This window comes from Streptomyces sp. CRN 30 (genome assembly GCF_034105845.1).
In genome coordinates, this window is the sequence record NZ_JAVRHI010000442.1 from 62,138 (window position 1) to 76,438 (window position 14,301).

At 67.5% G+C, this 14,301-nt stretch carries 15 protein-coding genes; 1 reads left to right on the forward strand and 14 read right to left on the reverse strand.

Going from position 1 to position 14,301, the window contains the following annotated elements:
- Positions 1–52 precede the first annotated feature (52 nt).
- The 14 genes from UW392_RS49445 to UW392_RS49510 all read right to left on the reverse strand — a co-directional run bounded on the left by UW392_RS49445 (position 53) and on the right by UW392_RS49510 (position 11,659).
- Positions 53–1,207 carry a site-specific integrase gene (locus UW392_RS49445; RefSeq protein WP_320781954.1) on the reverse strand — a complete coding sequence of 385 codons (1,155 nt, stop codon included), beginning with the start codon at positions 1,205–1,207 and terminating at the stop codon, positions 53–55.
- Positions 1,207–1,389, reverse strand: a complete 183-nt coding sequence (locus UW392_RS49450; protein WP_320781955.1) for a helix-turn-helix domain-containing protein — start codon at positions 1,387–1,389, stop codon at positions 1,207–1,209. Before UW392_RS49450 ends, UW392_RS49445 begins: the two co-directional genes overlap by 1 nt.
- Positions 1,382–2,761, reverse strand: a complete 1,380-nt coding sequence (locus UW392_RS49455; RefSeq protein WP_320781956.1) for a replication initiator — start codon at positions 2,759–2,761, stop codon at positions 1,382–1,384. Before UW392_RS49455 ends, UW392_RS49450 begins: the two co-directional genes overlap by 8 nt.
- Before the next feature lie 110 nt (positions 2,762–2,871).
- Positions 2,872–3,060, reverse strand: coding sequence for a hypothetical protein (locus tag UW392_RS49460; protein WP_320781957.1), 189 nt, complete (start codon positions 3,058–3,060; stop codon positions 2,872–2,874).
- A 16-nt stretch (positions 3,061–3,076) separates the two neighbouring features.
- Positions 3,077–3,259, reverse strand: a complete 183-nt coding sequence (locus tag UW392_RS49465) for a mobile element transfer protein (protein WP_320781958.1) — start codon at positions 3,257–3,259, stop codon at positions 3,077–3,079.
- 15 nt (positions 3,260–3,274) lie between these two features.
- On the reverse strand, positions 3,275–3,997 hold the full coding sequence (locus tag UW392_RS49470; protein WP_320781959.1) for a DUF2637 domain-containing protein: 723 nt from the start codon (positions 3,995–3,997) through the stop codon (positions 3,275–3,277).
- An 87-nt stretch (positions 3,998–4,084) separates the two neighbouring features.
- Positions 4,085–5,452 carry an FtsK/SpoIIIE domain-containing protein gene (locus UW392_RS49475; RefSeq protein WP_320781960.1) on the reverse strand — a complete coding sequence of 456 codons (1,368 nt, stop codon included), beginning with the start codon at positions 5,450–5,452 and terminating at the stop codon, positions 4,085–4,087.
- Positions 5,453–5,457: 5 nt separating this feature from the next.
- Positions 5,458–5,808, reverse strand: a complete 351-nt coding sequence (locus tag UW392_RS49480) for a hypothetical protein (RefSeq protein WP_320781961.1) — start codon at positions 5,806–5,808, stop codon at positions 5,458–5,460.
- A 204-nt stretch (positions 5,809–6,012) separates the two neighbouring features.
- On the reverse strand, positions 6,013–6,339 hold the full coding sequence (locus UW392_RS49485) for a hypothetical protein (protein ID WP_320781962.1): 327 nt from the start codon (positions 6,337–6,339) through the stop codon (positions 6,013–6,015).
- A 109-nt stretch (positions 6,340–6,448) separates the two neighbouring features.
- Complete coding sequence (locus UW392_RS49490) at positions 6,449–7,270, reverse strand: integrase (protein ID WP_320781963.1); 822 nt, start codon at positions 7,268–7,270, stop codon at positions 6,449–6,451.
- Complete coding sequence (locus UW392_RS49495; RefSeq protein WP_320781964.1) at positions 7,267–8,118, reverse strand: sigma factor-like helix-turn-helix DNA-binding protein; 852 nt, start codon at positions 8,116–8,118, stop codon at positions 7,267–7,269. The genes UW392_RS49490 and UW392_RS49495 overlap by 4 nt, the downstream gene beginning before the upstream one ends.
- A gap of 175 nt (positions 8,119–8,293) precedes the next feature.
- Positions 8,294–8,683 (reverse strand): ATP-binding protein, encoded by a 390-nt coding sequence (locus tag UW392_RS49500; protein WP_320781965.1) that lies wholly within the window; start codon positions 8,681–8,683, stop codon positions 8,294–8,296.
- Positions 8,684–8,776: 93 nt separating this feature from the next.
- Positions 8,777–9,628 carry a helix-turn-helix transcriptional regulator gene (locus UW392_RS49505; protein WP_320781966.1) on the reverse strand — a complete coding sequence of 284 codons (852 nt, stop codon included), beginning with the start codon at positions 9,626–9,628 and terminating at the stop codon, positions 8,777–8,779.
- A 462-nt stretch (positions 9,629–10,090) separates the two neighbouring features.
- A complete protein-coding gene (locus UW392_RS49510; protein WP_320781967.1) occupies positions 10,091–11,659 on the reverse strand; it encodes an ImmA/IrrE family metallo-endopeptidase in 1,569 nt (522 codons plus the stop codon).
- 884 nt (positions 11,660–12,543) lie between these two features.
- Between UW392_RS49510 and UW392_RS49515 the strand changes: the two genes are divergently transcribed.
- Entirely contained in the window at positions 12,544–14,145 is a 1,602-nt protein-coding gene (locus UW392_RS49515) for a restriction endonuclease (RefSeq protein ID WP_320781968.1), read from the forward strand.
- Positions 14,146–14,301: the final 156 nt, after the last annotated feature.

Sequence of the window (14,301 nt, forward strand, 5' to 3'; positions counted from 1 at the left end):
ATCCAGGATTGACATCAACGCCGCTGGATCGGCGCCAGGTCAGTGCCGGGGACTACTCGCGCTGGAGACGCCGCACGAGCAGCCGGTCCATGTGGCTGACAGCCTCGCGCTGGGTGTCCTGCACCACGTGCGTGTAGACGTTCATCGTGACGGCGATCTGACTGTGCCCGAGGATCTCCATCACGACGCGCGGAGCCACCCCGGCCGCGGTGAGCAGGGTCGCCGTCCCGTGCCGGGCATCGTGCAGCCGGACCACCCGCAGCCCCGCGTTCTTGGCGACCCGGGTGAAGGACCGGTAGACGTTGCGCGGCTCGATCGGCCGCCCGGTACGAGTGGTGAACACGTATCCGGTCTCCTCCCAGCGCTCCCCGGCACGCTCACGGATCGCTGCCTGCCGCATCCGCTGGTACCGCAGAGGGGCGATGCAGATGGCCGGCAGCGGCAGCACCTGCTTACGGCGTCGCCCCTTCGGATCATCGTCGTACGCCTCCCCGCCGACCCGCTGCCGCTGCTTCCGGATGCGGATCTGGCGCTGCTCCAGGTCGACGTCCTCCCAGCGGAGCCCGACGACTTCCCCGCGGCGCATCCCGAGCGCGATGGCGAGCACGAACGCGGGATAGAGGGGATCGGTACGGGCCGCGGTGAGAAAGTCGAGCGTCTCGGCCAAGCTCCACGGCTCGAGGTCGCGGGACTCGACGCGAGGCGGCTCGACGAGGGTGACGACGTTCCGGGTGATCAGCTCTTCCCGGCAGGCCGCCGACAGGGCGGAACGCAACACCTTGTGCGTCTCCTTGGCGGTGGCCGCCGTGGTCTGCCGCTCCAGCTTGGAGAGGAAGCGCCGGACGTCGGCGACGCCAAGGGACTCCAGCTTCTTGGTGCCGAGCATGGGCACCAGGTAGAGCCGCATGTGGAATTCGTACTTGGCGTACGTGGTCCGCTTCCGATGAGGCTTGATCACGTTCTCCAGCCAGTACGGCAGCCACTCGGCGAGCTTCGCCGATCTGGTGGGTACGGGCACGCCCTGGTCGACCTTGTCGAGGAGCTCCCGGCGCTTGGCGTCGCACTCGGCCCAGGTCTTGCCATAGGCGAACTTGCGGGCGCGGGTGCCGTCCGGCTGGAGGACGTACACGGCGCACTGGAAGCGGCCGTCCTTGCGCTTGGTGATGGTGCCGGCGCCGTTCGGGTTGCGCTTGCGTTGCTGGGCCATCAGGCCGCGGCCTCCAGTTCGTTGGTGATGTACTCGCGGACAGCCCGCGCCGGGATGCGACGGCACCGGCCGATGGTGATCGAGGGCAGGCGGCGGGAGCGGATCAGGTCGTAGACCGTGGACCGGCCGAGCTTGAGCAGCGCCATGACGGCGGGCACGGTCAGCAGCTCGTCGTCATGCATGGATCGGCTCCCCTTCGGCGTCTGCGCGTGAGTCGGTGGTGTCCGTGGTGGGTGGCGGACTGCCGTGGGTGATGAAGTGCTCGGCGGCGGTGAGGCCGGTGCCAGCGAAGCGCCAGTGGGAGAGGACCAGGACGGTGTCGGGGTCGAGGTCGGGCAGCGGGTGGCCCGCTTCGGCCGCGCGTTCCCGGGCCTGGGCTTCGTTGTGGTCGGCGCGTTGCTGGCGGAGGGCGCCGAGGGTGACGGAGTAGGCGCGGGACTTGGTGGAGAAGTGGCCGCGGAAGCCGAGCATGTGGGCCCACTTGCGCAGGCGCAGGTCTTCCAGGTCCGGCCGGGCGCCGAGGCGCCAGCAGGTGAGGATCATCTGGCGGGCGTGGTCGGTGATGTCGGCGCCGATCAGGTCTGTGATCGGGTTGCGGATCGGTCGGTCCACGGTGCCGGTGGCGCTCTCGGCGCCCTTGGTGGCGTACTTGGCGATGTAGCCCGCCACGGCGCGGCTGGACAACTCCGTGGTGCCCGCGAAGTCGGCGGAGCGGATGGGGCGGATGTCGAGTTGCTTGCCGAAGCGGAAGGCGTAGGTGCGGCCGTCGAGGTCGGGGCCGGGTGCTTCGGCGAGCCGGGTCGCTGAGCGGATGGCGTCGGTGAGGAGTTCTGTGGTGGCCCAGGCCGGCGGGGTGTCTTCTGCGCCGTCCGGGCCGTCGAGGCGGATGACGGCGTGGAAGTGGATGGCGCCGCGTCGCTGGTACTCGGCGACTTTGGCGTACGAGACCTTGAGGCAGTGGCGGAGCTCCGAGCGGGGGATGCCCGCGGCGGCTGCGAGGTGCTGGCGGAGGTAGGTGGTGAAGCGGCCCCACAGGGCTCCGGCGTGGGCGTTCCACAGGACGGCCGCGCGGTAGTCGTAGCGGTCGGGGTCGAGGGGTGTGCCGAGGGCGGGGTCGTCGGCCGGGTGGAGGTGTCCGCAGCGGCACCGGCCGCCGCCGGGCCGGTTGTGCACAGGGCCGAAGGAAGGAGCGGTGAAGGTGGCGAAGACGCGCGGGTGTTGGGCGACGGCCGGGCCGATGCCCTTGCCGCCGTTCAGTCCGGCCGTGACGAGCTGGAAGGTGTCTTTGCGGTAGACCTCGCTGCAGGTCGCGCAGCGGGTGGCGCGGCGGTTGTTGCAGCGGATGAGGAGCTGTCCGGCCGGAAGGTCGCGGTCGACGAGTTCTCGGACGATCTCTCCGGTGGTGGCGTGGACGTGGAGCCGGTGGCCCTCCATGCGGATGGGCTGTTCGCAGCCGCCGAGGCGCTGGACCTGCCGGGCGTAGGCGCCGAGGTCGCCGTGCCGGGCGTGGGCCACCAGTTGGCGGAGGGCTCCGGTGGGAGCCGGGGCGTGCATCTGCGGATCTCTCCTTTGAGGCGTCAGAGCGTTGGGGCGAGGCACCTGCCACCCGCACTGTCGAGGGGGCTAGACAGTGCGGGTAGACGGAGGGGCGGGGCAGACCGGGGTCAGCGGCCGTTTACGGCGTCCACGCCGAGCCGGGTCAGGTCGGTGATGTACGGGCCGAAGACGGTTCCGGCGAGCAGGGAGCCGAGGAGGACCAGGGCGACGACGAGCCAGACGCGGACGGCGAGGAAGCGGACGGCGAACCAGGCGACGGCGGCCAGCACCAGGACGAGCGGGAGGTTCACGGTCATGGCGGAGCCCTTCGGGTCAGCGGGGTGAGCAGCGGTGGGTGCGCGCGGCCAGCTCGGCGGCGGCGCGGCTGTCGTACTCGGAGGTGAAGTCGCAGTTCGGGGCGGTGCAGGCGGCCAGGTGGCGGTGTCGGCCGCGGACGATGTAGGAGGCGACGCGTACGGGGCCGATGCGGCGGACGTTGCGGAAGCGCGGGAGCACGGCGGGACTCCGTTCTCAGAGGTGGGCGGCGACGGACGGGGTCATGGACGGGGGCAGGCCGAGCCGGGTGCGGACGTGGTCGGGGTCGGCCGGGTGGCCGGTGGTGGCGCGGTGTTCGTCGGCCAGGGCCCGGACGCGGTCGACGAGGACGGGAGGCAGGGGCGGGGCCGGGGCAGGCGCGGAGTCGGACGCGGTGACCGGGGCGGGCTCGGGCACGGCGGCCGGGTTGGATGGCGCTGCGGGCAGCGCGTCACGGTCGGGGGCAGCCACGGCCACCGGGACCGGTTCGGGCACCGGTTCCGGCTCCCGGTCCGTTTCGGCGGTCGGCAGTGTCGAATCCGGGCTCTCCTCCTGCTTCGGTGCGCGGGGTGTGTGGGCGAGGAGCGTGCCGCCGAAGAAGGCGACGGCGGGCCAGCCGGCCACCACGACGCGCAGCCACGCGGGGACGTAGTCCAGGTCGAGGAGTCCGGCGGTGGCGACGTTGGCGCCGAGGGATGCGGCCAGTGCGACGAGGAACCACAGCCGCGGCCCCCCGGCCGGTCGTCCTGCCCGCTGCTGTTCGCGCATCCGGTGCCAGGCGGCCACCAGCAGCAGGTCGACGCTGACCGGGTAGGCCCATGCCTTCCAGCCGCCTTGCCCGGCCGCTTCGGCCAGGTCGTGCAGGTGGGAGAAGGACAGGGCGCCCGCGATGACGGCTTGGATGATCACGGCGTCCAGACGGGCCAATAGGGTGCGCATCGGCTCGGCTTCCTTCCGGTGTCGGGCATGGGAGGGGTAGGGACCTGGCGTGAGGCGGTCACGCCGACCGTGGGAGGGGAAGCGCGGCTACTCGGTGACCGGGCGAGCAGTGGGCGCGGGAGTCGCCGAGGGGGCCGACTCGGTGGGCTTCACGAAGACGACGGGCCGGAAGGCGTCGAGCCGGGGCAGTTCCGGCACCAGGCCGGAGGTGTCGCGGCAGACGGCCGCCGCTTCGTCGAGGGTGAGGTGCGGGGAGCGGACGCGGGACCAGCCGCCGGAGGCGTCGCCGACGACCGCGACGCCGGGCCGTTCGGCCGGGATGGAGGTGGCGGCCAGCGCGGCCTCCTGGGCGACGTCGGCGAGCGCCATGTTGGCGGAGGTCTCGTCGTTCACACGGTGGCAGACCCGGCCGGTGAGCTGGGCGCGCAGCATGGTCGCGCCCTTGCCGAGCTCGGAGCCGAAGCGCTGCCCGCACACCTCGAGGTAGATGCCGGCGGCGCGGCCGAGCTGGGCGAGCCGGATGAGCTTGGTGACCATGGCGTCCCGTCGCTTCTCGTCCTCCTTGCCCGCGGCGAGGAAGAGTTCCGCGACCTCGTCCACGACGACCACGACCGGCACCGGCCGGATCGCCTCCGGCAGCCCCCACACGTCCGAGGTGAGTCGGACGTCCTCACCGGCCCCGCCCAACAGACCGATCAGGCGGAACCGTGCCTCCATCTCCTCCAGCAGCGCATCGAGGATGCCGTTGGCCCGGTCCGGGGTGTCGGCCAGCGCCGACAGGCGGGGCGCGAACGGCGCCAGCTCGACGCCCCACTTGCAGTCGATGCCGACGAGGGCGACCGGTTGCCGGGCCAGCCCGCACAGCAGGTTGCGCAGGTACACCGACTTCCCGGACTGGGTCGCGCCGAGGATCAGTTCGTGCGGGACGGTGCGGAAGTCCCGGACGTGCCAGTGTCCGTCCTCCCGCAGCGCCAGTGGCAGCAGCAGTGGCCCGCTCCGCAGCCGCCGCCGGGCGGGACGTACGTCGGCGAGCACGTCCCAGCCGATCAATCGGAGCTCCAGCCGTCCCGGCTTGGTGGGCCGGATGTGCACGGCGTGGGCGCCCCAGGCGTGCCGCAGCCGGTCGGCCGAGGCGGTGAAGTCCTCGGGTGCCTGCCCGGCCGCCATCCGCAGCCGCATCACGAGCCCGGACCCGGTCGGACAGGGCAGCGACCGGCGAGGCGGTACCGGCGCCGCCTCACGCCCCAACACCCGGGCCGTGGCCCGCCGCACGGCCGAGGCGGGCACCGTCAGCCCGCACGCGTCCATGGTCGCCCGGTACGAGGCGAGCACCCGCACGGAGACGACCGGGTACCCAACGAGCCACCAGAACAGCACCGGCAGACGGTGGCGGATCACCAGCAGCGCGGCCAGCGCCAGCAGGCCGGCGCCCAGCACCCAGACGACATCGGTCATGGCGATCAGCCCTGCACCGAAGCGGCCGGGGCGCCGACCATGGCGGCGTCCGCCCGATAGGCGATGCCGTGCCGGGCACGGCCGTTGAACTCGCTCTCCCAGGGCCGGGCCACCAGGCCGGACAGGAAGACCGGCACGCCCATGACCAGGCCCTCACCGATACCCTTCTCCGGAACGGTGACCTTGATCATGTCCGAGCCGCCCTCGGCAATGAACACCAGCTCCATCACCATGAGCCGGTCGTTGGTCACCGGGTCGACGGCGACCTCACCGGTCTGACGGTCCCTCACCTTCACCTCAGGCAGCTTGGTGACGAGCAGCGTCGCAGCCGAAGCGTCCACGGGGATGACACGCATTCTGTGTACCTCACTGGGTTGGCGGCGCCTCTCAGTCAGCGCCGAACGGGACTGTGTACCCCCCTAGACGGCGAGGGGCGACCCGCCCCGAACTGTCTAGGGGGGTTGACGCCAACCGTAACCCGACGCCCCATCAACTGTCTAGGGGGGTATACGTTGAGCGCTGTCAGCCGGGTGAAGAACGGCCAACACGATTCGAGGGTGCTACCAGCAGGCGACGCACCGAGTGAGGTCTTCCGAGAGGAAGAGAACGAAACGTCCCTGCGGTTCGGTAACTGTCGCCATGTAGACCCGAGCCGTTCCCGCAGCTTCGAGTCTGTCAACGGCTTCGGCTAGTCCGGGCCGAGGTGTGACGTCCGTGTCGTGCATGACTTGCTGTCGCCAGGACCAGATGTCCCAAAGCTGTCGTGCGGAAGCGGTTTGGCTCAGGAAGACCTCGAAGTCAGAACCTGCCTCCAACTCGGCCAGGGCTGCACGAGCGGAGACGCTGCCGTCCTGGGCGAGTACGGATTGCATGGCGACACGGTTCATGCGATCAGTTTGCCGGACCCGCTTGTGGGCGTGAGGCGGGTGCCGGTCTGGTCGGGAACGGTGCTTGTCGGCGGGTGATCAGGCGGCAGGCGCGTTCGCGATAGCCGCCTTACGACAACACCCAATGAACGACTGTCGCATCGTCTTGCGCCTTGCCGCGCGGCCAGCGCCGACCGTGAGGGTCCCCCGCTTCCGCCTCCCGGACCTGCCGGATCAGCTCATCCGGCCCAGGCGAGCCGAGGACGCTCAATACCTGTGCCCAGTCCGCAAGGTTGAAGCGGTCGACCAATCGTGTCGCCCCGTCGCTCAGCAGCGTCACAGACGTGAGCGCATCCAACGGGACGGTCCCTGTCAGCGCATGCTCGGCCGCCCGTGAGTCGGGGCCGGCGATCCAGAAGCCGTCCGGCCGGTTGCGCAGTCCCGTCAGGGCGTCTCGGTACTCGGCCAGCGCTACGACGTGTTCCGGTGAGCCCGTGGGCAGCTCGTCGACGGGTCCGCGCAGCCGCTTGCCGACCTCATCCAGGCGCTCGTCGGTGATGACGACCGCGCCTCCATCGTGCTCGGCGAGGAGGAGCGAAGAGTCACCGAGAACGAGGTACTGGAGCTCCCGGCCAACCACCCGGACGGCGACGACCGTACTGGTCGGGCTGGCCCGATAGGTCAGGTCGCAGGTGCCGTCGTGCATGCCCCGGACCTGGTCGATAGAGTCGGCCAGACAGTCGGCGAGCGACCGCGCGGGATGCGCTGTGATGCTGCGGAGCAACAGCGCGCCCAGCGTCCCGGAGAACCAGGCGACACCGTGCACGCACCCAGTCTCTGCCCCCGCCACACCGGCTCCGTCGAGGAGGACCGCCGCGCCGGGAGCGGCGGCAGCGTAGTCCTCGTTCTCTCTGCCTGGTTCAGCGGGCAGGGTGCCGAGGCTGACCCTCACGCCGAGTTCTCCTCGTCGTGGCGGTAGAGCGGGCAGAGCAGTTCCACGGACTTCGGCTCGCTGGTCTCCGGGTCGTACTCGACACCCACCAGCGTGGAGAATCGTTGCTCCCCGATCTGCCCCCACAGGGCGTTCAAGTCAGAAGCGAGCAGCTGCACAACGCCGAGCGAGCCTTGCGTATGGATACCGGCGATGGCGAGCAGTGAGCCGTTACCGTCCGGCCGGGGCAGCCTGCCGAGATACCCCACGTCGTACGGCCGGGCCGGGTCGCTGTCCTGCCCGGACCGGTGCACGGTGCCGGTCCGCCGGTCCACGACCGTCCAGGGCCCGTCCTCCGCCTGCTCCCAGCGCAACACCGGGTCCTGGGCGTAGGTGTCCCACATGCCCTGCGACATGCGCGGGCCGCAGACGACGACCAGGCCGTCACGGTTGAGGTCGATGTCACCGCTCACCGGCACGTGCTCCGAGGTGACGTTGAGCCCGTACGACCGCGCCAGGTCCTCCAGGCGCTTGCCGGAACTCACGTCGTCCACCGCGACAACCGTGCGCCCCCGCTCGTCGTCCCGCCGCAGCGGAGTTGCGACGATGACGGCTCCCGTACCGAGGAAGGCCCCTTCGGGCGCCGGGCCGGTGTGCCGAATCTGGTGAATGCGCCCGCGGCTCAGCCCGGCCTTCTCCGCGATCTGCGCGTACGACAACCCCTGCGCGTGCAGGTCCTGGACCACGCGCCGGCGCAGCCGGGCCAGCTCGGTCACCTCCTGCTGTGCGTCGGCCAACCGGGTCGTGACCTCACGCAGGAGCCGGTACGGATCGTCAATCGTCGCGATCCGCTGCAACTCGTCCGACATGCCCTCACCTCCTGGATACACCCAGAAGTCTAGGCCCCTAGACAAAACGGGTGGGAGTGGCAGTCCCGAACGAGCACCGACTACATAGAAGCCAGATCGGCGCCGAGGCACACCCCGAGGGCTCACCCGTCACCGCCGACGCGGCAACCAGGAGCCGATCCCGGGCCGAGGGCACTCACGCCCCACCCAGTGAAAAGTCGGCCCACACGGAGCGCCCGTCGACCGAGTCCGCTACCCCCCAGTCCTTGGAGAAGGCCGCGACCAGCGTCAAGCCCCGGCCGCCCTCCTGCTGACTGGTCGCGTCGCACCTCTGCGGCAAGCGGTCGCCGCCCTGGTCGACCACCTCAAGGCGGACGGACTCCGCACGGAAGTCGACGATCACAAGGAAGCGGCCGCCATCCGCGCCACTCAGTGTGTGTTGAACGGCGTTGGCCGCCAGTTCGCTCACGACCAGGACGGCAGCCTCAGCGCCGCGCCACCCGTGCAGGACGGCAGCGACGAAGTGACGGGCTTCGGCAACTTGCTCCGGCAGGCCGGGGAAGGCGCGGCACCACTTGACCAGCACGGGACCCACTCCTCGTCTAGGGGGCTAGACAGCGTGAGGAGCAGAGTATTCCTGGAGCAGTCAACGCACTAGGCATTCTGAGGAATTATTCCTCTATCGAGTGGAGGCGTCCGCCATACCCCGGAACTCCCCCATGACCCGCAACAGCAGCTCACGCGCCGCAGCACCGAAGACAGCAGCACCTTCGAAACGACCGAATGTCTCCCCGTACAACGCCAGCTCAGCCCCCTCGGTCGAGACCCGCTCCTCCCAGAACGCCTCCACCACAACCGCCCGCTCATCGCACAGCGTGAACCCGTGACGCGGCATGAGCGGCACTGGACGACTCCACGGAATGACACCGAGCCGCACCGTGCTCAGACTCTCGACGGCCAGCAGCCGGTCGAGCTGGGCCAGCATGAGCGACGGAGACCCCGGCCACGTCCGCAACACGGCTTCCGTCAGCACGAACACTGACTCCCGCCCCGGCTCGTACAGCACACTCTGCCGCCCTATCCGAGCAGCCACAGCACGGCCGACCGCCTCATCGTCCGCGTGCGGAGCACTGGCGAAGACGTGCCGGGCGTACTCGGCACTCTGAAGCATGGCCGGCAGCACCACGCACTGAAACGACCGCACCAGCCGAGCACTGCGGACCGCCTCATCCAGGGTTGCTCCCGCCGGAAGGTCACTGGCGGAGCTCTGATCAGAGCCCGCAGCAGTCGCCACAGCAGTCAGGAGCTCACGAACCTCACGGACCGTCAACTCGTCGAGACCAAGGGCCCGAGACAGCCGGTCGAGCACATCGAAGCTGGGCACCATACGCCCGGTCTCGACCTTGGAGACCGTTGGCTGTCCCACACCGGCTCGTTGCGCCAGCGCGGCACCCGTCATACCGGCATCCGCCCGCAGAGCCCGAAGACGCGCCCCAAGCGCCCTCATCCGCCCTCGCCGCTCACTCCCCATACCCCAGGTTGTACACCACAGAGCAGACGCCATCGCGCGAAGGAGCAACGACCAAGATCACGAACACGATCCCCGATGTGATTCAAACTTTCTCTACTGGTTCAAGGCGGCTCGCTCCGCTCCCCGCGCGCGGCCCGGCCCCCGGCCGGGCTTGCACTCCTGTCTCCGCCCCGCTCCAGCCCGGCCGGCAACCGCGCCGCGCGCACAGCAATCGGCCGCCTGCCGCCAGAGAGGGAGTGTGTCGTGGCGGGGGCGGCTGGCTCCACAGCTGCGGCAGCCACTTTGGCGCGAGCCGTGAAGATCATGGCCCCAGCGTCGCGCTTTACCGGGCAGGTCCGCAGAGTGGCCGACGCGCCACAAGCCTACAGAGCCATGATCACTTGCGCTAAGGCAGCTTCAGCCCCAATTCGTTCCGCCGACCCGAGTAGCGCAACTCGCCGAATCAGTAATTGTACTCTGGACTCAACCGCTCAAGCCGGAGTTACGGCGCCATTGAGCCTTCAACTGAAATCTGTCGCCACCATCCAGCTCGCCAAGATTGTGAAGACGGTCGATAATGGACGAAACGCTGACATGCAAGCGCGTGGCCAGACTTGAAATTGTTTCAAGGTCTCGAATATCGCCATTGATTTGCGCGAGATGATCCCTTAACAGCCAAGTAGGCATCAAAAAGGCAGCCGCAAAGGCGTTAGCTCGCTGCTCTACAAAAAGAGGAGCCCACGGACCGGAAGCGACAGCTAGCTCACTGGCCCGATTGCGATCAAGCAACAGGTGAGCCAGTTCATGCGCCAGCGTGAAGCGTTCGACCTCACGACTCTGCCCCCACTTTGTGTGAGTGTTGCAGAACACCTTCGGACGCTGATTCGGCCCAAAAACAGAAACCGCCCGAATGTCCCGATCGGAAAGAGTGATTTTTTCGTGCGGGATATCCAAAGCAACAAAGACCGAATGTACGTCCACCCAGGACCGATCTTGGTGTGTGACCAGCAATTCACACGCTCGCTCACCAAGCCAGCTCCCCTGCTCTCCCGGCGTTAGCTCTCGTACTTCAACCGGATCAAAGGAGAGTGCAAGCTTGTTAAGCCAAGGTGACGCATCGCTAACGTGATTCTCAACCAATGCTGTGGCAAGGGTGATCACGTCGTCACGGTTTATAGAGGGGCTGTACGCGCCGTACACCAACTGCGCGTAAGCGCTACCTTGAACAACGAGTGCCGTGACGTGATTGGCCCCCGTGATCTCTCGTCGCACATCCTCGGAGACGCCAGCAAGTGCCTGGTCAACGGCCGAAGAAATGGCGCTGTATTTTTCAGCGTCCGCCCCAAGGCCCGCCAGCCAGGCCATGCGATTGGAGACGTTCAAGTCACTCGAAATCTCTTCGACATTTGCGACCAGAGTCGCGACCCGATGTGAATCAGGCAGCCTTCGCCGAAGCTCTTGTGATGCGGCTTGGAGCACTGCGTACACGGCCTCGGTCGAATTTACCAAATCCACCTCATAGCGCCTATGCGGGGCCAGGAAGGTAAATTCCTCAGGTATGCCGACCAGCCTTTCGGCTCCTGTAGATACCTCAAGCGAGGCTCCATAGCGACGCATGTAAACGTCTGGGAAGAGGCCACCCTCACGTGCAGACCTAACGCTGTGCCTATCCCACCAAGTGGTCCACTCGTCAAGCCACTCGAATTCATCCAAATCCTTAAGTGAAATCGGAGGACTCTTGGTCAGGGTCATAGCCTCAGCGGCCGAATATCCCACATTCTTCAGAGGCAACTGCTCTTCATGGAAAATAGCGTTCCAGTTTTTGGTTAGCCACTCCAAGAAGGGAATCATGTACCAATGGGCAGCCTCGATTACCTCACCCTGCTCAAGGTGCGCACAGAGGTTCTCTCCGGCCACCCACAATGCGAAAGAGCCCCAAGAGTTGGCCTCCTCCGGAGTAGCGCGATCTTGCTCTCCGTGAGGGTTACGCAAAAACGAAAGCTTGAATGCAAAATCGGCGGGGTCTCCCGCCTGCATTTCCCAGTTGCTCACAGTCATTGCGGTCACCAATACTCTCTGATGCTGCGACGCGAGACTCGATGGTCAGCTAACCACTGACGCCGAAGTCTCTCGGGCACTCTCCTCCACTCGACCGGGAAGCCATGCCAGCAGTCCGGGGCGTGTTCATGCCCACAGTAGGCCCGCTCCCCGTCCGTAGCATATCGCTTACCCGGTTGGCTAGGGTCTACAACGCTGTCTGTCAGGAGTGTAGGCCCGTCAGCTCCTGCCGGGCAGAGCGAGCCGCGCGCCCCCGGCTGCCACGGTTCCTTGTGCTTCGCGTTGGGCTCATACTTCAAGTTCCCCCCCCGTTACTGCAAGTAACGCCCATACGGCCATACAGCATCAGTGTCCAGGACGGTGCCCCTGAGGAGCAAGGGCCTGCATCACCCGCACAGGAGATTGCCAGACGCAGGCCATCGCCCGAGTCGCTCCACGCATCGCGCCGGTGTCGGTCCCATCCATAAGCGCCCAGACGGAACGGGGAGCGACAACAGGGGCAGCGGCTCAGCCCGACACGGCCACGGCCTGGCCGTTTGTCCAGGTCAGCGCCCGAACAGGGCCCAAATGATCTCAGTCCCCCAAGCTGAGGGTCCTGAGGGCACCCGACATCTGTACGGTCCGGCCGTCATGGCTTGCTCTGGTCGACGGCATGGCAGCGTGGCTGAGGCCGGCGGGGTGCAGCGAGGCACACGCGCGCCTGGTCGGTCGGCAGACGCGCCATCGTGGCTGACTGTCGTCGGTCGAGGTACAGACGATCTGAGGCAACGATGCACCGCGCGGTCCGGTCTGAGGTGACGTCCCTGCCCTGCGTGATTCTGCAACGTGGGAGGGGAATGCAGCCCCGTGTCGGAGTAAGGCCAGGGGAGGGATAGCGGGTGGCGCAACGGGGCAGCGGCCGAGGCAACGACTATCAGCGGCAGCAGCAAGGGTTACGACAAGCCCAGGAACAACGGGCACGACAAGCGGAGCGAGAACGCAAGGCCGCCGAGACGGCCAGCAAGCGGCAGGAGCGCGAGCGGAAGGCCGCGTATCAGGAGCAGCAGGCCGAGCAGGCGCAGGTGCGCACGATCGGGGTCGAGCACGAGGTCGAGCAGCTAGGGCAGTTGCTCCGGGACGCGTTGGTGGGCGATCCGCCTACGACTTTTGAGCGCCGGCGGAGGACTCACACGCCGAAGAAGTTAGACGAGCGTCCCTGGTCTCGTCCGGAGCCTTCACCGCGCTGGGAGGAGTTCGCGCCACCGGAGCCTGGCGGTCTGGTTGCTGTCCTGGGTCTTGGCAGGAAGCGCTATGAAGCTGCGGTTGCCGAGGCGCGTGTGCGGTTCGGCGAGGCACAAGAGCGCCACAGGCGAGCCGAGGAGAAGCGGCTGGCGACGCTGGAGCGGAAGCGTGCCGAGCATCGCCAGGCCGAAGCGCAGGCCCTTGACGAGGTGGCGGCTTTCAACGGGAAGTTGGACGAGGAGCGCGAGGCGTACAGGGCCGGGGAGCCAGCGGCGGTCGAGGCTCATCTAGGGGCTGTTCTGGATGCGTCGGAGTATCCATTGGGCTTCCCCCACGAGCATCGGATCGCCTTTCGACCTGCCACAGGTGACGTGCTCGTTGAGATCCACTTGCCGCCTGAGGCGATCGTTCCTACGGCGCGGGGCTACCGGTACGTGAAGAACCGGGACGAGACGACCGTGTTGCCTCGTCCGGAGAAGGAGCGCAAGGAGATCTACGCCTCCGTCCTGGCCCAAGTCGCTCTGAGGACAGTTCACGAGGTCCTGACGAGCGATCCGGACCGGATCGTCAATGGGGTGATTCTGAACGGCCATGTGAGAACCATCGACCGGGCCACCGGTCAAGAGGTCTCACCCTGTCTGGTGACGCTCAGCGCCAGCAGGGAGCAGTTCGGGAAGCTCCGTCTCAGTCAGGTTGATCCAGCGCAGTGCCTCAGGGGACTCAACGCTCTGGTGTCTCCCAACCCCTACGATCTCGAATCGATCCGCCCCATCGTCGAGTTCGACCTGTCGAAGTACCGGCTCATGGACAGCATGGACGTAGTCGCAGGCCTGGACAGTAGGCCCGTGTTGGTGAAACTGACGCCCACCGAGTTCGAGCACCTGATTCGCCAACTGTTTGAGGCGATCGGCATGGAGGCTTGGAACACCCAGGCGTCCAAAGATGAGGGCGTTGACGCGGTGGCTGTCAGCAAGGATCCCGTCTTCAACGGTGAGTGCATCATTCAGGCGAAGCGCTACAGCAAGCTCGTGGGCGTGGAGTCCGTCCAGGCGCTGGCCGGAGTGGTCGAGCACAAGCGTGCTGCCAAGGGAATCCTGATCACCACATCGTGGTTCGGCAGGGCCAGCCACGACTTCGCCCGCCAACATGGCCGACTCCAGCTCATCGAAGGACCGGAACTGAAGTACCTGATCAAGAAGCACCTTGGCAAGGATGTGATCCCGGGCCCGGTCCCCCCGAAGAGGCGCCCCTCGCGCTGAGGCCGCCGGACCCCACTCAGACCGAGTCTCTGACATCCAAGGCTGACATCAACGACGCCGGACGGAGGCGTACGCCAACATCCCTGTCCAGCTATCGCACCAGTGGATGGCAGCTGCTGGAGCCGGATCGGATCGAACTTACAAGGCGGATGTCGG